13 protein-coding genes are annotated in these 19,198 nt (G+C 72.3%); 4 read left to right on the forward strand and 9 right to left on the reverse strand.

The window, feature by feature from the left end; all coding sequences use genetic code 11:
* Positions 1 to 11 precede the first annotated feature (11 nt).
* The 3 genes from dapF to KBX08_RS26010 are packed head-to-tail and all read right to left on the reverse strand — an operon-like array spanning position 12 to position 2,540.
* Positions 12 to 857 (reverse strand): diaminopimelate epimerase, encoded by an 846-nt coding sequence (gene dapF, locus KBX08_RS26000; RefSeq protein WP_210785984.1) that lies wholly within the window; start codon positions 855 to 857, stop codon positions 12 to 14.
* Between the two features lie 7 nt (positions 858 to 864).
* On the reverse strand, positions 865 to 1,788 hold the full coding sequence (gene miaA, locus KBX08_RS26005) for a tRNA (adenosine(37)-N6)-dimethylallyltransferase MiaA (RefSeq protein WP_372494903.1): 924 nt from the start codon (positions 1,786 to 1,788) through the stop codon (positions 865 to 867).
* A complete protein-coding gene (locus KBX08_RS26010) occupies positions 1,773 to 2,540 on the reverse strand; it encodes a hypothetical protein (RefSeq protein ID WP_210785986.1) in 768 nt (255 codons plus the stop codon). Before KBX08_RS26010 ends, miaA begins: the two co-directional genes overlap by 16 nt.
* Before the next feature lie 150 nt (positions 2,541 to 2,690).
* Between KBX08_RS26010 and KBX08_RS26015 the strand changes: the two genes are divergently transcribed.
* The 3 genes from KBX08_RS26015 to KBX08_RS26025 all read left to right on the forward strand — a co-directional run bounded on the left by KBX08_RS26015 (position 2,691) and on the right by KBX08_RS26025 (position 7,456).
* Positions 2,691 to 3,899, forward strand: coding sequence for a DUF349 domain-containing protein (locus KBX08_RS26015; protein ID WP_210785987.1), 1,209 nt, complete (start codon positions 2,691 to 2,693; stop codon positions 3,897 to 3,899).
* Positions 3,900 to 4,264: 365 nt separating this feature from the next.
* Positions 4,265 to 5,848, forward strand: a complete 1,584-nt coding sequence (locus KBX08_RS26020; protein ID WP_210785988.1) for a cellulase family glycosylhydrolase — start codon at positions 4,265 to 4,267, stop codon at positions 5,846 to 5,848.
* Between the two features lie 258 nt (positions 5,849 to 6,106).
* Positions 6,107 to 7,456 carry a cellulose binding domain-containing protein gene (locus tag KBX08_RS26025; RefSeq protein WP_210785989.1) on the forward strand — a complete coding sequence of 450 codons (1,350 nt, stop codon included), beginning with the start codon at positions 6,107 to 6,109 and terminating at the stop codon, positions 7,454 to 7,456.
* A gap of 48 nt (positions 7,457 to 7,504) precedes the next feature.
* Here the strand turns inward: KBX08_RS26025 and miaB are convergent, their stop codons facing one another.
* Entirely contained in the window at positions 7,505 to 8,998 is a 1,494-nt protein-coding gene (miaB, locus tag KBX08_RS26030) for a tRNA (N6-isopentenyl adenosine(37)-C2)-methylthiotransferase MiaB (protein WP_210785990.1), read from the reverse strand.
* A 221-nt stretch (positions 8,999 to 9,219) separates the two neighbouring features.
* Here miaB and KBX08_RS26035 point away from each other — a divergent pair, with 221 nt between their 5' ends.
* Positions 9,220 to 10,128, forward strand: a complete 909-nt coding sequence (locus KBX08_RS26035) for an alpha/beta fold hydrolase (RefSeq protein WP_238690869.1) — start codon at positions 9,220 to 9,222, stop codon at positions 10,126 to 10,128.
* A gap of 85 nt (positions 10,129 to 10,213) precedes the next feature.
* Here KBX08_RS26035 and fxsT read toward each other — a convergent pair whose 3' ends face one another.
* The 5 genes from fxsT to KBX08_RS26060 are packed head-to-tail and all read right to left on the reverse strand — an operon-like array spanning position 10,214 to position 19,180.
* Entirely contained in the window at positions 10,214 to 14,083 is a 3,870-nt protein-coding gene (gene fxsT, locus KBX08_RS26040) for an FxSxx-COOH system tetratricopeptide repeat protein (RefSeq protein WP_210785992.1), read from the reverse strand.
* A complete protein-coding gene (locus KBX08_RS26045) occupies positions 14,080 to 15,351 on the reverse strand; it encodes a TIR-like protein FxsC (protein WP_210785993.1) in 1,272 nt (423 codons plus the stop codon). Before KBX08_RS26045 ends, fxsT begins: the two co-directional genes overlap by 4 nt.
* On the reverse strand, positions 15,348 to 16,007 hold the full coding sequence (locus KBX08_RS26050; protein ID WP_210785994.1) for a TIR-like protein FxsC: 660 nt from the start codon (positions 16,005 to 16,007) through the stop codon (positions 15,348 to 15,350). Before KBX08_RS26050 ends, KBX08_RS26045 begins: the two co-directional genes overlap by 4 nt.
* Positions 16,008 to 16,059: 52 nt before the next feature.
* On the reverse strand, positions 16,060 to 16,884 hold the full coding sequence (locus tag KBX08_RS26055; protein ID WP_238690865.1) for an aminoglycoside N(3)-acetyltransferase: 825 nt from the start codon (positions 16,882 to 16,884) through the stop codon (positions 16,060 to 16,062).
* Positions 16,868 to 19,180 carry an FxsB family cyclophane-forming radical SAM/SPASM peptide maturase gene (locus tag KBX08_RS26060; RefSeq protein WP_307850656.1) on the reverse strand — a complete coding sequence of 771 codons (2,313 nt, stop codon included), beginning with the start codon at positions 19,178 to 19,180 and terminating at the stop codon, positions 16,868 to 16,870. The genes KBX08_RS26055 and KBX08_RS26060 overlap by 17 nt, the downstream gene beginning before the upstream one ends.
* Positions 19,181 to 19,198: the final 18 nt, after the last annotated feature.

Here is a 19,198-nt window from a genome sequence, read left to right on the forward strand (position 1 = left end):
TGGGGGGGCCGTTAGGGGCGGAGCACTGTTGGGTTCAGTTCGCCGGTGGCCACCAGGAGGGCGGGGCCGGAGAGCCAGCAGGAGCCGGACGTGACGGTCACCGTTAGGCGGCCGCCGGGCACGTCCACGGCGACCACGCCGGTGTCCCGGCCGGCGTCGCGCAGCGCCACGGCACCCACCGCGCAGGCACCGGTGCCGCAGGACAGGGTCTCGGCGCTGCCGCGCTCGTACACCCGCATCAGGCTGTGCTCGTCGGTGCCGTCGACCGGGTCACCCGCCACGATGAACTCGACGTTCACCCCGCTCGGGAAGACCGCCGGGTCGAACCCGGGCGCGACGGTCAGGTCCAGCGCCGACAGCTCCACGCCGGCCGGCAGCACGCAGACCAGGTGCGGGTTGCCGACGTCCACCACCGCACCGGTCAGGGTCAGCCCGCCGAGGGTGGCGGCTGAACTGTCGTACACCTGGGGTCGGCGCATCTCGACGGACACGACGTCGCCCTCGACCAGCGCGCGCACGACGCCGGCCCGGGTGGCCACCGGCAGCGCCGCGCCGGCCGGCGTGGCCAACCCGGTGTCGAGCAGGTAGCGCACGAAGACCCGGGCGCCGTTGCCGCACATCTCGGCGAACGAGCCGTCGGCGTTCCAGTAGTCCATGAACCACTCGGCCTCGCCGGCCAGACCCGCGCCGTCCGGATGCTTGGCCGCGCGGACCACCCGCAGCACGCCGTCCGCGCCGATGCCCCGCCGCCGGTCACAGAGCGCCGCGACCAGCTCCGGGGTCAGGTCGAGCTGACCGTCCGGGTCGGGAAGGAGGACGAAGTCGTTGCCGGTGCCGTGGCCCTTGGTGAACTCCACAGCCCCATCATCGCGCAGCCGCCGGCACCAGACGCAGGGCGGCCCCGATCAGGTCCGGGGTCGTCGAGTCCAGCCAGTGGATCCGCGGGTCGCGCCGGAACCACGACCGCTGCCGGCGGACGAAGCGCCGGGTCGCCCGGACCGTCTCGTCGTGCGCCTGCGCCTCGGTCAGCTCACCGGCGAGCAGGCGCAGCACCTGCTGGTAGCCCAGCGCCCGACTCGCCGTCCGCCCCTCGGCCAGCCCGCGCCCGACCAGCTCACGGGTCTCCGGCACCAGGCCGTCGGCCCACATCCGGTCGACCCGCAGCGCGATCCGCTCGTCCAGCACGCCGGTGTCCAGGTCGACGCCGAGCTGCACCGACGGGTAGTACGGCGTCGGCTGCGGCAGCGAGGCGGCGAACGGCGCGCCGGTGAGCTCGATCACCTCCAGGGCCCGCACGATCCGCCGGCCGTTGCCCGGCAGGATGCCCTCGGCGGCGACCGGGTCGGCGGCGCGCAGCCGCGCGTACAGCGGGGCCGGACCGACCTCTGCCAACTCCCGTTCCAGCCGCTCCCGCAGCGCCGCGTCCGTGCCGGGGAACTCGAAACGCTCCAGCACCGCCCGCACGTACAGCCCGGAACCACCGACCAACAGCGGCACCCGCCCCCGGGACAGGATGTCGTCCACCGCCGCGCGGGCCAGTCGCTGGTACTCCGCGACGCTCGCCGGCTCGGTGACCTCCCAGATGTCCAGCAGGTGATGCGGCACCCCGTCCCGCTCGGCGAGGGTCAGCTTGGCGGTGCCGATGTCCATGCCCCGGTAGAGCTGCATCGAGTCGGCGTTGACCACCTCGCCGTCCAGGGCGTGCGCCAACGCGATGCTCAGCGCGGACTTGCCAGCCGCGGTCGGGCCGACCACCGCGACGACAGTGCCCGTCACACCCGCTCCCAGGACGCCACGAAGTAGGCCACCCCGTAGGGGGCGGAGTCGTGCAGCAACTCGCCGCGCCACCCACCACCGGCCGCGCGGGCCGCGCCGGCGAGCACCTGCCAGGGCGCGCGACCGGCGGCCTTCAGCTCCGTCGACACCACCGGGTCGAGGTCGAGCAGGGCGTCCAGGTCCGCGTCGGCCAGCGCCGCGGCAACCCCGTGGTCGTACGGGAGGGCGCGCGCGTCGTCGTACCCGGGTGCTTTCTCTCCCCGGCAGGCCGACCCGTCCCCGAGCACCAGCGACGCCACCCGTTCACCGGTGGCGCCGACCTCGTCGGCGAGCGCTGCCAGCTCGGCCGGGCCGGCGTCGGCGGCCACCTGCACGGCCGTCACCGGCGGGCGGGTGCCGTGACGGGCCAGCAACCACGCGCCGATGGTCAGGCTCAACGGCAGCACCGCACCCCGGTCCGGAAGGCCGGGCACCAACGGCACGTCCAGGTCGACACCCCAGGGTTGGAGAGAGCCGGTCGCCGGGGTGCGGATCGGGCCGGTCACCGGGCCGGTGCCCACCAGCACCACAATGTCCGGATCGGCGGCCAACAGCCGGCGTACGGCGGTGTCACAGGCCGCCCGCAGATCGTCCAGCTCCGGGGCCGCCGAGCCGGCCACCTCGGGCACGAGCAGGGGCGGATGCGGGCAGACGGCGGCGGCGACCAGTGGCACCCGTCCACCGTAGCGGGAATCCCCGGTGCGTCTCCGCGCCGATCCGGTCATTAGGCCCCTAGGACACCGTATGGTCACGGTCGGCGATAGGCGCTCGACGCGGACCGGGTCGGACCTGTGACAATGCCGGAAGCAACTTGGCTGCGCCGTGGCGGCGACGGGGGATCGATCCCTCGACGCCGGGAGAACGAGGATGGGCACATGAGCGACTGGACTGCCTTCGGACGGGTGGACGCGGACGGCACCGTGTACGTCAAGACCACCGAGGGAGAGCGGGTGGTCGGATCCTGGCAGGCGGGAGCACCGGAGGAGGGCCTGGCACACTTCGCCCGTCGCTTCGCCGACCTGGTGACCGAGGTGGACCTGACCGAGGCGCGACTCAAGTCGGGTGCGGCGGACGCCGGGCACTCGTTGAGCACGATCCGGCGGATCCGTGCCACGCTGCCCGAGGCCAACGTGGTCGGCGACATCGACGCGCTGGCCACCCGCCTGGACAAGCTGGCGACCCTCGCCGAGGAGAAGGCCGGCGAAGCGCGCGCCGCCCGGGACGCCGCTCGCGGCGAGGCCCTGGCCCGCAAGACCGCGCTGGTCGAGGAGGCCGAGAAGCTGGCCGCCGAATCCACCGGGTGGAAGACCGCCGGGGACCGGCTCAAGGAGATCCTCGACGAGTGGAAGACCATCCGCGGGGTCGACAAGAAGGCCGACGGTGAGCTGTGGAAGCGGTTCGCCGCCGCCCGGGACGGCTTCACCCGCCGCCGCGGCGCCCACTTCGCCTCCCTGGACTCGCAGCGCAAGCAGGCACAGACCGCCAAGGAGGAGTTGGTCGCCGAAGCGGAGAAGCTCTCGGACTCCACCGACTGGGCCGCCACCGCGAACCAGCTCAAGGACCTGATGACCCAGTGGAAGGCCGCTCCGCGCGCCTCCAAGGAGGCCGAGCAGAAGCTCTGGGAACGGTTCCGGGGTGCGCAGGACGCCTTCTTCAGCCGGCGCAGCGAGGTCTTCTCCGCACGGGACAACGAGCAGCGCGGCAACCTGGAGCGCAAGCAGGCCCTGCTCGCCGAGGCCGAGGCGTTGGACATCGACGCCGACCCGAAGGGCGCCCAGGCCAGGCTGCGGGAGATCCAGGCCCAGTGGCACGAGGCCGGCCGGGTGCCCCGCGAGGCGGCCGCCGGGCTGGAGCGCCGACTGCGCGTCATCGACGACAAGGTCCGTGACGTGATGGACTCGGCGTGGCGCCGCACCACCAAGGAGGACAACCCGCTGCTCGCCCAGATGCGGGCGCAGGTGGCGGAGGCCGAGGACCGGCTGGCCCGGGCGCAGAGCGCCGGGGACGCACGCCGGATCAAGGAGGCGGAGCAGGCCCTCGCCTCCAAGCGGCAGTTCCTCCAACTCGCCGAGCAGGCCGGCTGAGCTGACGACGTCCGGAGCCCCCGGTCCCCAGCGGGACCGGGGGCTCCCGCCTGTCCGGCCTCAGGCGTCCGCGCCCTCGTCTGCGCGCCCCCACGGCGGGGCGAGGCGGGGCGGGCGGGCAGGTTGACGCATTGACCTGGGCTGATCAGAATGAGCGACGGAGCCAGGCAGGGCCACCGGTGCGAGGGCGACGAAGGCGGAGCATCCGCCGTCGAGGGTCGCCGGTGAGCTTCCGCGAGTGACCACGTCCGGGTGACATGGGCCGTCGCGTGCTGTCCGCGTACCCCTTCGGGACCGTGGCGTGCGGACGGCCGCCCACCGGCGTCGTTCCTGGACGGCGTCGGACCTCCGAAGTGGAGCTCGCATTGTTCCGTCCCAAGGCTCTCGGCGGCGCGCTCACCGCGCTCGTCACCGTCGCGGCCGGCGTGTTCCTCGCCGCCGCCGTCAGCACCAGCCCGGCCGTCGCCGCCGGCACCGGTACGGGTTATCTACATACCAGTGGCAACCAGATCGTGGACAGCACCGGTGCGACAGTCCGGTTGACCGGCATCAACTGGTTCGGCATGGAGACCGACAACAAGACCTTCCACGGGCTGTGGTCGAACAACCCGTGGCGGGGACAACTCGACACGATGGCCCGGCTGGGTTACAACACGTTGCGGGTGCCGTACTCGAACGACGCGCTGAAACCGGGTGCGACCGCCAGTGGGATCAACGACTTCGTCAACCCGGACCTGATCGGGTTGTCGCCGTTGCAGATTCTGGACAAGGTGATCGACTACGCCGGCAGCAAGGGCATGCGGATCATCCTGGACCGGCACCGGCCGACGGCGGCCGGGCAGTCGCCGCTCTGGTACACGTCGACGGTTTCCGAGGCGACCTGGATCAACGACTGGAAGATGCTCGCCCAGCGGTACGCGGGCAACCCGACGGTGATCGGTGCCGACCTGCACAACGAGCCGCACGCGGAGGGCACCAACCCGGCGGCCACCGGCGCGTGCTGGGGCTGTGGCGACACCACCCGGGACTGGCGGCTCGCCGCCGAGCGGGCCGGGAACGCCATCCTCGGCGTCCAGCCCAACTGGTTGATCTTCGTGGAGGGGGTGAGCTGCCCGAGCGGTGGCCTCTCCAACGTCTGGGACGGCGACACCAGCAACGACGAGGACTGCGGCTGGTGGGGTGGCAACCTGTCGAAGGCGGGTCAGTTCCCGGTCCGGCTGAGCGTGGCGAACCGGTTGGTCTACTCGCCGCACGAGTACGCCACCTCGGTGTACCGGCAGACCTGGTTCGACGCCCCGGACTACCCGGCGAACATGCCGGCCATCTGGGACAAGTACTTCGGTTACCTCTACAAGCAGAACATCGCCCCGATCATGATGGGCGAGTTCGGCAGCACCCTGGTCGACCCGAAGGACAAGGTGTGGCTGGAGAAGCTGATGGCCTACACCGGGACCGGGGTGACCGGGATGTCCTTCACCTACTGGTCGTGGAACCCGAACTCGGGTGACACCGGCGGTATCGCGCTTGACGATTGGACGAACGTCAACACCGCCAAGCAGGCGATCCTCCAGCCGTACCTGATCGCGCCGTCCGGTGGCGGCACCAGCGGACCGCCGACGGACCCGCCGACGGACCCGCCGGCCGGCGCCTGCACGGCCACCTACCGGCAGGTCAACGCCTGGCAGGGCGGCTTCCAGGGCGAGTTGACAGTGAAGAACACCGGCTCGGGCGCGGTGAACCCGTGGTCGGTCACCTGGAGTTGGCCGTCCGGGGTGACGGTGGGCAGTGGCTGGAACGCCACCGTCACGCAGTCCGGTACGACTGTCACCGCCGCGGCTCCGAGCCACGCTCCGTCCCTGCCGGCGGGCGGATCGGTCACGGTGGGCTTCACCGCCAACGGCACGGCCAGCGCGCCGGGCACTGTGAAACTCAGCGGCACCGGCTGCTGATCCACCGGGACGGCCGGTGCGCCGCTGCCGGGACGGCCGGTGCGCAGCGCATCGGCCGTCCCGGCCATTTACATTCAGATTCTTCTATGCTTTCATCGGGAAAGCGCTTGCCTCTCCATGGGTGAGCGCGAGCGCGGGAGCCGCTTTCCTTCACGAACCTGCACTGGCGGGCCCGAGGACCACTGGTCCCGGCCGAGATCGCCGCCCACGGGCATGGGCGTCGCGACACCTCCGTCCGCCTCACCGAAAGGAAGCAGCATGCGCACAGGACGGCGTCGAATGACGCTGATCGCCACCACTGCCGCAGCCACCGCCACCCTGGTCACCGCCGGGCTGCTGACCTCCGTGTCCGCCCAGGCGGCCGCCGGCTGCCAGGTGGCCTACTCGGTCGCCAGCCAGTGGCCGGGCGGATTCACCGGCAACGTCACAGTCACCAACCTCGGCGACCCGGTCTCCGGGTGGACGCTGCGCTGGTCGTACGGGGCCGGTCAGCAGGTCAGCCAGGCGTGGGGCGCCACCGCCTCGCAGAGCGGCAGCCAGGTCTCCGCGACAAACGTCGACTACAACGGCAACCTGGCGACGAACGCCAGCGCCACGTTCGGCTTCAACGCGAGTTGGAACAGCTCCAGCAACCCGGCCCCGAGCAGCTTCAGCCTGAACAACGTCGCCTGCACCGGCGGCACCACACCGACCACCCCGCCGCCTACCGACCCGCCACCGTCGAGCACTCCCCCGCCCAGCACCCAGCCGCCGTCGACACTTGTCGGCTGGGCCACCCAGAACGGCGGCACCACCGGTGGCGGTAGCGCCGCCACCACCACCGTCACCACCGCCTCGGCGTTGACCAGCGCGCTGAACGCGACAGGCGCCGCGGTGATCCGGGTGTCCGGGACGATCACCTGCTCGGGCATGCTGCGGGTCCGGTCCAACAAGACCATCCTCGGCAACTACGGCGCGACCATCGCCGGCTGCGGGCTCAACGTCAGCGGTGACCGCAACGTGATCATCCGCAACCTGACCTTCCGCGGTTGGAACGACGACGCGATCAACGTGCAGGAGTCGGCCACCAACATCTGGATCGACCACAACAGCTTCAGCAACGGGTACGACGGGGCCGTCGACATCAAGCGCGGCTCGGACTTCGTCACCGTCTCGTGGAACCGGGTCTTCAGCCACGACAAGACCATGCTGCTCGGTCACAGCGACGACAACGCCAGCCAGGACGTCGGTCACCTGCGGGTGAGCTACCACCACAACTGGTTCGACGGCAGCAACCAGCGCAACCCCCGGGTGCGCTTCGGCAACCCGGTGCACGTGTACAACAACTACTACCGGGCCAACGGCGGCTACGGCGTGGCGTCCACCGAGAACGCCGGCGTGCTCGTCGAGGGCAACTACTTCGAGAACGTCGACGACCCGTACCACCGCGGTGAGGGGGACTCGGGGCCCGGCAGCCTGGTCGCCCGCAACAACCACTTCGTCAACTCGCCCACCGGCCAGGCCGGCGGCAGCGTGGCCAGCATCCCGTACTCCTACCAGCTGGACACCGCGAGCAACGTCAAGTCCATCGTGACGGCGGGCGCCGGCGCCGGCCGGATCACCGTCTGACTCGGCCTTTCGCGGAAGGGCCCCTCGTCCAGGGGCCCTTCCGTGCGGTCACTGGGTGGCGCAGCCAGCGACGGGAGCGGGCGCGACCGGCGGTGCGCCGATCGTCGGCAGACCGAGCAACACCCCGGGGGTACGCGGGGAGCGCCCCGCCTCGGCCGCGTCACCGGCCCGGGTGCGACGGTGCGCCACCGGCGGTCCGTCGGCGTTCAGGTGGTGCGGCGCGGCGTACGTGATCGTGGTGTGCACGATGTCCCCCGGCCGGATCCGGCCGGCCAGCGACTCCCCGTCGGCGGTCTCGGTCGCGAAGTGCACGAGTCGACCGTCGCGGGCCCGACCGGACATCCGGCCGGTCCGCTCGTCCTTGCGGCCCTCACCGACAGCGACCAGCACCTCGACGGTCTCACCGACGAGGCGCTTGTTCTCCGCCCAGGTGATCTCCTCGACGCATGTGATCAACCGCTCGTAGCGCTCCTGCACGACCTGCTTGGGCAGCTGATCGTCCATTGTCGCGGCGGGGGTGCCGGGCCGCTTCGAGTACTGGAAGGTGAAGGCCGAGGAGAACCGGGCCTCCCGGACCACGTCCAGGGTGCGCTGGAAGTCGGCCTCGGTCTCACCAGGGAAGCCGACGATGATGTCGGTGGTGATCGCCGCGTCCGGCATCGCCGCCCGGACCTTCTCGATGATCCCCAGGTAGCGCTCGGAACGGTAGGACCGGCGCATCGCCCGCAGCACATCGTCGGAGCCGGACTGCAACGGCATGTGCAGCGAGTGGCAGACGTTCGGCGTCTCGGCCATCGCGGCGATCACGTCGTCGGTGAAGTCCTTCGGGTGCGGGCTGGTGAAGCGCACGCGCTCCAACCCGTCGATGTCGCCGCAGGCCCGCAGCAGCTTGCCGAACGCGTACCGGTCGCCGAACTCCACACCGTACGAGTTGACGTTCTGCCCGAGCAGGGTCACCTCCAGCACGCCCTCGTCGACCAGGGCGCGCACCTCGGAGAGGATGTCGCCGGGGCGCCGGTCCTTCTCCTTGCCGCGCAGCGCCGGCACGATGCAGAACGTGCAGGTGTTGTTGCACCCCACCGAGATCGACACCCAGCCGGCGTACGTGGACTCGCGGCGGGTGGGCAGCGTGGACGGGAAGACGTCGAGGGACTCCAGGATCTCCACCTCGGCGGCGGCGTTGTGCCGGGCCCGCTCCAACAGCACCGGCAGCGCGCCGATGTTGTGGGTGCCGAAGACCACGTCCACCCAGGGGGCCTTGCGGACGATGTCGCCCCGATCCTTCTGGGCGAGGCAGCCGCCGACAGCGATCTGCATCCCAGGGTGCTTGTCCTTCACCGGGCGCAGTCGACCGAGGTTGCCGTAGAGCCGGTTGTCGGCGTTCTCTCGCACCGCGCAGGTGTTGAAGACGACGATGTCCGGGGTGTCGTCGGTCGGCACCGCGCGCACGTAGCCGGCCTGTTCGAGCAGGCCGGAGATCCGCTCAGAATCGTGCACGTTCATCTGGCAGCCGTACGTCACGACGTTGTAGGTCCTAGCCACCCTCTTGGTGCCCCTTCCCCTCGGGCTACCAGGGTAGCGGCCCGTTCGGGTGGCCCACCCCACCGGCATTGACCCGCTGGCCCATGGCGGGCATCCACGACGGGCAGTACGCTGCACAACAAGGATGTGTTCTGGGCGATTTCGGGGGCTTTGCACTCGGCGCCGACCATGCGCCGGCTCCGTTCACGGGGGAGCACATGACGACCCGCGGGAGGCCAACCGTGACGCGACAAGATGCGACACAGCGCACCGTCACGACCCCGGACGGGCGGCACCTCGCGGTGGAGACCTCGGGAGCGCCGGACGGGCCGGCGGTCTTCCTGCTGCACGGCACCCCGGGCAGCCGTAGTGGCCCTCGCCCCCGGGGCATCGTCGTCTACCGCCTCGGCGTGCACCTCGTCTGCTACGACCGACCCGGGTACGGCGACTCCGACCGGCACGAGGGTCGACGGGTGGCCGACGCCGCCGCCGACGTGGCGGCGATCGCCGACGACCTCGGCATCGACAGGTTCGCGGTGGTGGGCCGATCCGGTGGCGGGCCACACGCCCTGGCCTGCGCCGCGCTGCTGCCGGACCGGGTCACCCGGGCCGCCGTGCTGGTGGGGCTCGCCCCGGCCGGCGCGCCCGACCTGGACTGGTACGCGGGCATGGCGGAATCGAACGTGGAGGACTACGGGCAGGCCGACGAGGACCTCGCCGAGCTCACGCTCAACCTGAAGGTTCGCGCGGACGAGGCCCGCCGGGACCCGATGACGCTGCTGGACTTCCTCCGCCCTCAACTGCCCGACGAGGACATCCGGGTCGTCGACGACATCGCGATCCGCCGACTGCTGACCGACATGTACTCCGAGGCGCTGCGACACGGCCCCGAGGGTTGGATCGACGACGTGCTGGCGATCCGGCGCGGCTGGGGGTTCGACCTGGGCGCCATCCGCGCGGAGGTCCGGCTCTGGCACGGCGAACAGGACCGCTTCTCCCCGGTGGAGCACTCACACTGGCTCGCCTCGCGGATTCCGCGCGCCGAGGTGCAGGTGCAGCCCGGCGCCGCGCACTTCGGGGCGGTGGAGATCCTGCCGCAGACCCTGACCTGGCTGGCCACGCCGGACCTCGCGACCAGCCCGCAGCTCTGAGCGCCCGGCCCGCAGCTCTTGATCGCCCGGCCCGGCCGGACCGGCGGGTCGGCCTGGACAGCCAGCCGCCCGCCGAACGCCCCGCTCAGATGGTGTGTGGGTCGATCACCCGGACCACGAACCGCCGTTCGCGCAGGGTCTGGACCGTGGGATGTTCCAGACCGATCACCTCGGCCAGCCGGTCCGCCACGACGCCGACGTCCTCGGTGGCGGGGCCGTCGCCGGCCCGCCTCGCCACCAGGGCGAGATCGCCGAGGCAGCGCAGCGTGTCGGGGTGGTCCGCACCGATCACCGCGGCCAGTCGGCCGGCGGTCTCCCGCAGCCGGTCCCGCGCCGACTCCCAGTCACCCTCCTCGGCGAGGCACACCGCCTGGTTGACCTCCGCCGCGAGGGTGTGCGGGTGATCCGGCCCGAGCACCTTGCGCAACTCGCCGACCGCCCGGGACGCCGACGCGAGGGCGTCCGACCTGCGCCCGAGCGCGCGCTCCGCCGCCGAGATGTTGCTCACCGTCGCCAGGGCGTGCGGGTGCTCCGGGCCGAGCCGGAGCAACTCCTCGAACGCCACCCGCACGGCGTTCATCTCGGTCAGCGCCCGCGCCGCGTCGCCGACGGCCAACAGGTTCGCCGCGCGACTCGACCGGCACGCCACCGTGTCCGGGTTGTCCGAACCGAAACGGTCGTCGAGTTCGCGGTAGGCCGTCTCGAACATCGGCGCGGCCTCGCTGCCCCGACCGGAGCTGCGCAGGGAAACCGCCAGGTTGACCTGAGCGGCGAGACTCTGGCCGTCATCCGGACCGAGCACCTCGCAGTACGTGTCGTACACGGTGCGCAGCAGGGTGGCCGACCTTTCGTACTCGCCAGCTTCCCGCAGGTCACTGCCGAGCCGCACGGCCGAGACGAGGGTGTAGGGATGCGTGGGGCCAAGCACCAGCCGCCGTCGCTGGTGCACCTCGTCGTCCCAGCGACGGGCCGACCGGTAGTCGCCGACCAGCCGGTACGAGACGGCGAGGTTGTTGGCCGCGCTCAACGTCCGAGGGTGGTCCTCGCCGAACACCTGGAGCCAGGAGGCGTAGGTGGACCGGTCCCGTTCCAGGGCCTCGGCGTAGCGGCCGAGCGCCCGCAGGTCACCGCCGAGGCTGCCGGCGGTCATCAGGCTGTGCGGGTGCAACGGGCCCAGCAGCCGGCGTTGCTCGGCCAGCACCGCCTCGTCCAGGTCCCGTGCCTCGTTGAACCGGCCCAGACTGCGCAGGATGTTCGCCCGGTTGAACCGCAGGTGCAGCAGTTGGCGGCCCAACGCCGACGCCTCGACCTCGTCGTGCGTGTCCCCGAGCCGGGCGCTCCAGGTGTCGTCCACCTCCTGGCTGAACGTGTCGGCCTGGTCCAGACCGCCGCGCTGCCACAGATAACGGACCCGGTCGATCAGCAGCTGACACACCGGCTCGTCCGGGCAGGTCAGCGCCTCGGAGACCTCCAGGTGCGGCCAGAGCATGCGCAGCCGGGCCCAGGTGGTCGGGTCGTCCACGTCGCCACGGGGCCGAGACGCGGCCAGCACCAGGTGCACCTGGTGTCGGGCGGCGGTGATCTCGTCGTCGGTCATCCGGTCGCGGACCACCGCCTGCAACAGCCGGTGCACCTGGACCCGACCGCCCTGGACATCGAGTTTGAGCAGTGCCAGGCGGTTGATCTGCTGGACCAGGGCGCCGCGCACCAGCCGTTCGGAAACCGACGGGTCGAACGGCACGAGGGCCGCCGCCATCTCGTCGCTGTAGATGAGTTCGAGGGCGATCTCCGGGGCCAGCACCGAACAGAGCTGCAACAGCCGGTAGGCGGCGGGCGCCTGCTCCAGCAGCCGGTTCAGTGACAGGTCCCAGGTCGCCTCCACGGAGAGGGCGCTGGGGCCGTGCCGCTCGATCTGCCGCAGGTAGTCGGCGACCGACGTGCCGGTGTCGGCGAGCCAGGCGCCCGCCGCGGCCACCGCGATCGGAAGGTCGCCGAGCGCCTCGGCCACCCGGTCGGCCTCCTCGGCGCTGATCGTGGGCACCCGCTGGGCGAGGTGCGCCACGCTCTCGGTGCGGTCGAAGACGTCCACCTGGATCGGGTTCGCCCGGTCACCCCAGGCGCGGTTGCGGGAGGTCAGCAGGACGTGCCCGGGGCCCTGCGGCAGGAAGGGCTCGATCTGGTCGAGTTCTTCGGCGTTGTCCAAGACGACGAGCCACCGCTCGTACGGCTCACCACGGCCGAGCACCTGAAGCACCGACCGGACCGTGTCGGGCAGGGTCGGCCCGACGAGGATGCCGAGGCGACCGGCGAGGTCGGCGAGGGCCGTGTCGACGAACTGCGGCGGGTCCGCCACGATCCACCAGACCACGTCGTACCCGGCCTTGAACCGGTGCACGTACTCCAGAGCCACCTGCGTCTTACCGACGCCGCCCATGCCCTGCAGGGCGACAGGCAGCACCACCGCGCTGCCCCCGCTCTGCAACTGCGCGCGCAGCCGCGCCAGGTCGTCCTCCCGGCCGGTGAACCGGGCGTTCCGGTTGGGAGCGTTGAAGATCAACGGCTCGGTGCCCGGGTAACGGGCACTCCCACCCGCTGGGCCGTCCGCCGACGACGGCACCGGCCGGCCGACCAGCCGCAACACCCGCTCCACGGCGGTCGCGGCGCTCACGTTGACCAGGTTGGTGGAGCTCTGGGACGGGAACTCGGCCAGTGGGCGCAGGTCGGCGACGTACACGGCCAGGGCCGTGGAGCCGGTGCTCGTGTCCCGGTCGGGCAGACCACCGGACGGGGTCGCCACGTAGGCCGGCGAGACCACTGTCAGCGTGCGCGGGGCCGGCGTACCGGCGGACCCGACGGCGGCAGTGGGCTCCACCACCCGCAGCCCGGCCGAGCTGAGCACCCGCTCCAGCCACTCGGCCCAGATGGCGTCCTCCGGCGCATACCGGAGCACGATCTGGTCGTCGATAGCCTCGGTGCGTCGGCGGAACCGGGCCTTGCCCCGCTCCCGCACCGACTCGTCCATCACCGGCAACGCGGTCACCGCGCCGTCGGTGAGGATCCCGGTCAACGTCTCGAACGCGGCCAGCAGCGACGTCGGTGAGCCCGGCGGGTCGCCGAACGTCGCGAGGGTCTCCTCGTACGCGTAGAACGGCCGGTACGGGACCTCCACCGCGGCCCAGTAACGCCGCCGTTCCGCCTCGGTCATGCCGGCCGGCAAACCGGCGAACCGGCGCATGGCCAGCAGGCGCCCCGCCTCGGCCCGCTCCTTCTCGGCCTGGTCGACCCGCATCGGCACCGGCAGGACCCGGATGTCGCGCCGCCGGTACCGGTCCCGTACCGAGTGCGCCACCCGGGCAGCGCCGTCGATGCCCTGGTCGCTGAGGGTGAAACAGTCGACCAGGGTGTCCGGTAGGTGCAGGGTGCAGATGTCGGCTACGTCGCTCAACCCCGTCCGGCTGTCGATCAGGGTGAAGTCGTACTGGCGCTTCATGTCCGCCCGCAGCGCCTCGAAGAACTGCGCGCCGCCCAGCCGGTTGTAGAAGTTGTCCCAGTCCAGCCCGCTCACCGAGACGGCGTAGTCGCTGTTCTGCCGGCCGGCGGAGAGGAAGTCGAGGCCGCCTCCGTCGGGGAAGTTCCAGCGCAGCGAGAACGCGTGCCGCCCGACCCGGGCGTACTGCTCCATCCAGCGGTCCGGCCGGTCGTTGACCCGGGTGGTCTCCCACTCGTAGTCGCGAATCATGTCGATCACACCGCTGGTGCCCTGGATCGCCTCGGCGTCGAGGAACGGGTGGAAGAAGCGGTGCAGACCGGGCGACTCGAGGTCCCAGTCGGCGACGAGCACCCGCCGGCCGCTGGCCGCCAGGATCCAGGCCACGTTGGCCAGCGCCATCGTTCGGCCCGTTCCACCCTTGAACGAGTAGAAGGTGACGACCTGGCCTTCGCGATCGTTGTTCATCGGTTTTCTCCGTGGGGACGCGGTGGGGCCGGATCATCAGGCGGGGACGCGGGGTCGGTGGACACTGTCGAGCCGGCGGCGGGCAGGCCGTCACGCAGGCTCGGCACCGGCTCCGGCGGTGGTTCGAAGGGGACGACCGGGCCGTACTTGAGGAACTGGCGGCGCGCCTCGGTGACCAGCGCGGGCATCAGGTCGACGAACTCCGGCATGTTGCACGCCCGCTTCACCTGGGGCAGGCCGGCGGCGTGCAACAGCTGCGTCACCTCGGTGGCCCAGCGGGTGGCGTCCTGGCTGTCGTCGTCGTCGGTGACCACCAGCGGAACGACCCACTCCCGCAGGCCGTGCAGCATCCGGGCGAGGACGCCGGCCGCGTCCGGCGCCGCCGCGATCCACGGGTCGACCAACAGCACTGCCGGCCGCCGATCGAGCAGCGCGGACGCCTGCGCGAAGTCCTCGGTACGGGCCGACAGCCCGAGCCGCTCGGCGGTGCTGACCGCGTACTCGGCGGCGGGTAGTTGCTGGCTGCGCCCGTACGGCCGCCAGAGCCGGCCGCTGGCCGCGTAGCCGGCGGGGTCGCGATCGCTCGGCAGCCGGTCCCGGGTCGGGGCCAGGACGGCGACGACGAAGTCCGGGTCGGTCGGCGCCGGACGAACCACCTCGTCCAGGCCGGGCGCCCGGGACGGGCCCATCGGACGGCGCTCGGCGGTGTGCACGATCCGGCTCGCCAGGCGGCTCAGCATCAGCTCGTACTGGGCCCGGTAGGAGGCCAGCATGCAGAACGCGCGCAGGCCGTCCGCTGCGTACTCCGGGACGTCCCGGCCCAGGTCCAGGGCACCGTCCAGCTCCGGGTGGGCCTCCCACGGGGGGAACGGGATCCACAGCACCGGGGTGAGATGGCCGGCGGTGATCCGGGTCGACCCGGCGGCGGCCAGCCGGGCCCGGAAGGACTCCTGCTCCCCCAGCGCCCAGGGGCGACTGAAGTAGCCGGGCGAGTAGAGCGGGACGAAGACCTCAGCGTCACCGAGCGCCTCGGCGAGGGCGGCCTTCCAGTCGGCGCCCAACGGGATGTGCTGGTCGAAGAAGCCGATCCGCATTCCGGCGACCGGTCGCGCCTGACGCCGCACCTCGTCGGTCAGGTCGGCGAAGAACTGGCCGACCCAGACGTCGGCGTCGGCCCGGGCGCCCGGCGGCGGCGCCGAGTGTGCGTAGCTCAGGAAGAAGTACGTCCCGCGCGCCCCCGGTCGGCGTCGGGCCGTCGGGGGGCTCACTCCGACTCCTCGGCGAACCGGTTGCACAGCTCGTCCACGCTCGCCGGCACCCAGGGTTCGACCAGGTACGACCGATGGATGGCCACGATGCGTTGCGCGAGCCGCCAGACCACCGCCCGGTACGCGTTCTCCCACTGCATGGTCAGCAAGCCGTAGACCCCGTCCCGCTGGTAGTGCACCGCGATGTCGGGATCCGGCATCGCGGTCGGGGTGAAGCGCTGGATGTCGCGGAGCACCCGAGGCAGTGCCGTGCCGTTCGTCGGCGACCAGGTGACCGGCACGATCGCTGTCTCGTGGATCGAGGCGGAGCGGTGTCGCGGGGTGATCCGTCGGCGGGAGAACGCGTCCCACTCCCGGCCGCACCAGTCGCTGCCGAGCAGCGCGCTGGAGACCAGCGGAACGAAGACCTGGCAGGTGCCGGCGGCCTGGAGAAGCTCCGGGCTCCAGCGTTCACCGCCGGCGATGGAGCTGTCCAGGAAGCCGGCGTCCACTCCGGTCACCGGGCCGACCAGCTCGCTGACGTGGACGGAGAGGTCCTCGAAGAAACGGGACACGTACTCGGCGGGTTTGCCGGTGGCCCGGCCGACCGGCGCCCGCGAATAGCTGATGAAGAAGAGTGGGGCGCGTGCTTGGGAGGGTGCGTCCACTGTGCTCACCGCTGACCCTCCGCCCTCCCCGCGCGGCCGGATCATCAGCGTAGTCCCCGCGTCAACGTCGCGCCGCCAACCGGTTCGTGGTGAACCAACCAGTCGCGAAGTCGACAGCGGCCCGGGCCGGCAGCAGGCGGGCATCGGCCCGCCCCACCCGACCGTGCCGTACCAACGGCGTGTCGTCGAGCGCGGCGCCCACCATCGGGAAGTCCCGGTCGTCCAGGTCGAGGGCCCGGAAGTCGAGACGGACCCGCCGACCGTCGACGAGCCGGAAGCAGTGGTAGTCGCGCTCGGGCGGCGGCACCGGCAGTCGGTACTCGGCCAGGTGCAGGGCGCTGCACACCTCGTAGCCGATGCCGAGCAGCAGGATCTGCCCGTCCGCCGCGTAGAGGCCGCCGACCGGTGAGCGCTCCCCCAGGTGACAGGTGAGGTCGTGGCCGTCGGTGAGCTGCCGGGCCCGCGGGCCGAGCGCGGCGAACGAGGTCTGCGGATGGTCACTGCGCACGGCGCCGGGGGTGCACCTGACGTACTCGGCGAGCGCCCCCATCCGATGGGAGGGGGTGGTCCGGCGGTCCCAGCCCGGCAGCGCCGCCTCGTACCGTTCGCGCTGCGCCCGGTCCATGCCGGCGGTGGCCGCCAGGTGGACCCGGGAGGTGGTCGAGTTGCCGTCGGTCTGGGTGGGCACCAGCAGCGTGCCGGCCGGGCCGAGGACGTCGCGCAGCGCGCCCGCGAGGGTCGCCGGGCCGTGTTCCAGCGGGCCCACCCGACGCAGGCCGCAGTGCACCAGCAGGCACACCCCCGGGCGTACGCCCAGCGCCCGCAGCTCGTCGGCGAGGCGGGGACGACCCAGTCTGGGCGGTGGGTGCTCATCTGGACCCGACACGGGTCTCCTCCAGGGCGTGGCGCAGCTGGCCGGCGAACCGCTCACCCGTCGCGGTGAGCGACCGGCTGGCCAGCAGCGCGTCGACGCCGTCCCGGGTCCACGCCAGGAAGTGGGCCGCGTGCGCCGACGCGTCCGGATGGTCGGTGGCCGCCGCCCGGGACTGCCAGACCTGGGTGACGGCGAGATGGGCGTACACCCCCTGGAGGACGCCCTCCGGTGGCCGCGGGTCGGGGCGCCACGGCACCCGGATCCGAAGGCCCTGCCCGGGTTCGACCAGGTCGTACAGGTCGAGCACCGCACCCAGCTTCGCGTGCTGCCACTCGTGCACGAGCAGCACCGCCATCGTCTCCGGATCGGCATGGGGGGTGACCGCTACCGCGCCGAACGCGTGCCGGGCGGTCGCGCTCCGCAGGGGTCGCGCCGGGTCGGGCGCCAACGGAACGACGGCACGCAGGCCGCCGTCGAGCGCCGCCGCGTGCGCCGGCACGTCCCGGTGCACCACCCGCCAGGCCGCCGCCAGGGTACGGCCCAACGCCCGCGCCGCCGGACCGTCCAGGCGGGACTCCACCGGTTGGCCGTAGCAGTCGCGGTACGGGTCACCGTCCTCAAGCAGCAAGCGGCCACCGGGCACCGACACGTCACGGGTCGGAAACCAGCCGGTCGACGGCGGCGCCAGCGGATCGAGGAGCACCGTCTGCGCGACCGGCCCGCCCCGGACCTGGAACTCGCCGGGCCGGACGGTCACCTCGGCGCTCTCCCCCAGGCCGGGCAGCACCAGGCTGCCGAGCGTGGGCAACGTGATCCTGTCGGCCCGCACCGGGACGTGCAGCGCGGCCGGGACGCCGGCCCGCAGCGCCGCGGCGACGGCGATGGCCGGCAGTGGGTCGGCTGCCGCGCCGAGGCCGGGCGGGGCCGACGAGTCGAGGCGGTGCACCAGCCCGGGCCGGACGAACGGGTGCGCCAGGATCGCCCGCACCGCCTCCGGCGCCACCTGGTCGAGGTGGACGAGCAACTCCCAGGCGGCCGTGGTGCCCGACCCGTCCCGGCAGGCCGCCAGCAGCGCCCGGGTGATGGAGAGCTGGGTGTCGGCGAGCAGCGCGAGCGTCGAGGCCGAGCCGTGCCCGGTCGCCAGGTCGTCCAGCAACCCGTCGACGGGCGAGGTGGTCGACCCTTCGCCCGACGCGGGTGGGGTGGGCGGCGGGTAGGCGTCCACGGTGTCGATCAGGCGGAGCAGGTCGGCGCAGTACACCGAGGGGTTGTCGAAGCCGGAGCCGGTGCGCCAGCGGTGGGCGTACAGGCCGCCGCCACACCGGTCGACCACCGGGCAGGCCCGGCAGGTCACGCAGAGCCCTTCCACGCCGTCCTGCCGGACGGCGACCCCGGGGTGCCGCGCGACCTCGTCCACCGAGTGGTCGAACACGTCGAACCCGGTGCCGGCCGCGCCGTGGTACGCGGTCTTCAACGAGTCGACCTGCTCCCAACTGCCGTCCGCCTCGATGACCAGCACGTCGGCCGGCGCGAGGCCGAACGCCTCGGTGCCGCCGCCACCCGGGCGCAGCGCCTCGAACATCCGGATCGACATCGGGCGCCCGTCGTCCACCCACCGCCGGTGCAGCCGCCCCAGCCAGTCCGCGTACGGGGTGGGCTCGGGGCCGGGGCGCTGCGGGGGGTGGTCCCAGGTGGCGTGGGGCAGCAACAGGTCGACCCGGGGCGGGCTCTCGGCCAGCAGCGCCTCGTACACCCGGTCGGGATCGTTGCGGACGTCGATCGTGCAGAGGATGCCGGCGTAGCTGGCGCGGTGCTCCGGCCGTCGGAGCAGGGCCAACGCCCGGCGGACGAGGTCGTGGCTGCTGCCGCCGTGGGCGAAGACCCGGTGGCGGTCGTTGGCGGCCCGGTCGCCGTCGAAGGAGACGCCGACCCGCACGTCGTACTCGACGAACAGCCGACACAGCTCGTCGTCGAGCAGCACGCCGTTGGTCTGCATGCGCAGGTCGAGCCGCGCCCAGGGGGTGATCGCCGTGCGCAGCTCGGCCAACACCTCCCGTAACCCGGCGGCCCCCAGCAGCAGCGGCTCACCTCCGTGCAGCACCACGTGCACGACCGGCAACTCGTGTTCGCGGGCGTGCTCGGCGATACGCCGTGCGGCGGCCTGGACGGTGGCGGGCGGCATCCGCGTCGGACGGCCACGCCAGGTCTGGTCGGCGTGCTGGTAGATGTAGCAGTGGTCGCAGCTGAGGTCGCACCGGCTGTGCACCTTCAGCACGAACTGGCTGATCCGCCGGCAGGATCCGCCCACTCCGGGCGGACCGCACCG

It is taken from the genome of Micromonospora sp. H61 (assembly GCF_018070325.1).
GTDB lineage: Bacteria > Actinomycetota > Actinomycetes > Mycobacteriales > Micromonosporaceae > Micromonospora > Micromonospora salmantinae.

What these genes read in the sequence shown, in the direction of transcription:
- KBX08_RS26025 (WP_210785989.1), top strand. Translation starts at nt 6,107, where the DNA reads ATGCGCACAGGACGGCGTCGAATGACGCTGATCGCCACCACTGCCGCA.
- KBX08_RS26010 (WP_210785986.1), bottom strand. Translation starts at nt 2,540, where the DNA reads ATGACCGGATCGGCGCGGAGACGCACCGGGGATTCCCGCTACGGTGGA.
- fxsT (WP_210785992.1), bottom strand. Translation starts at nt 14,083, where the DNA reads ATGAACAACGATCGCGAAGGCCAGGTCGTCACCTTCTACTCGTTCAAG.
- KBX08_RS26015 (WP_210785987.1), top strand. Translation starts at nt 2,691, where the DNA reads ATGAGCGACTGGACTGCCTTCGGACGGGTGGACGCGGACGGCACCGTG.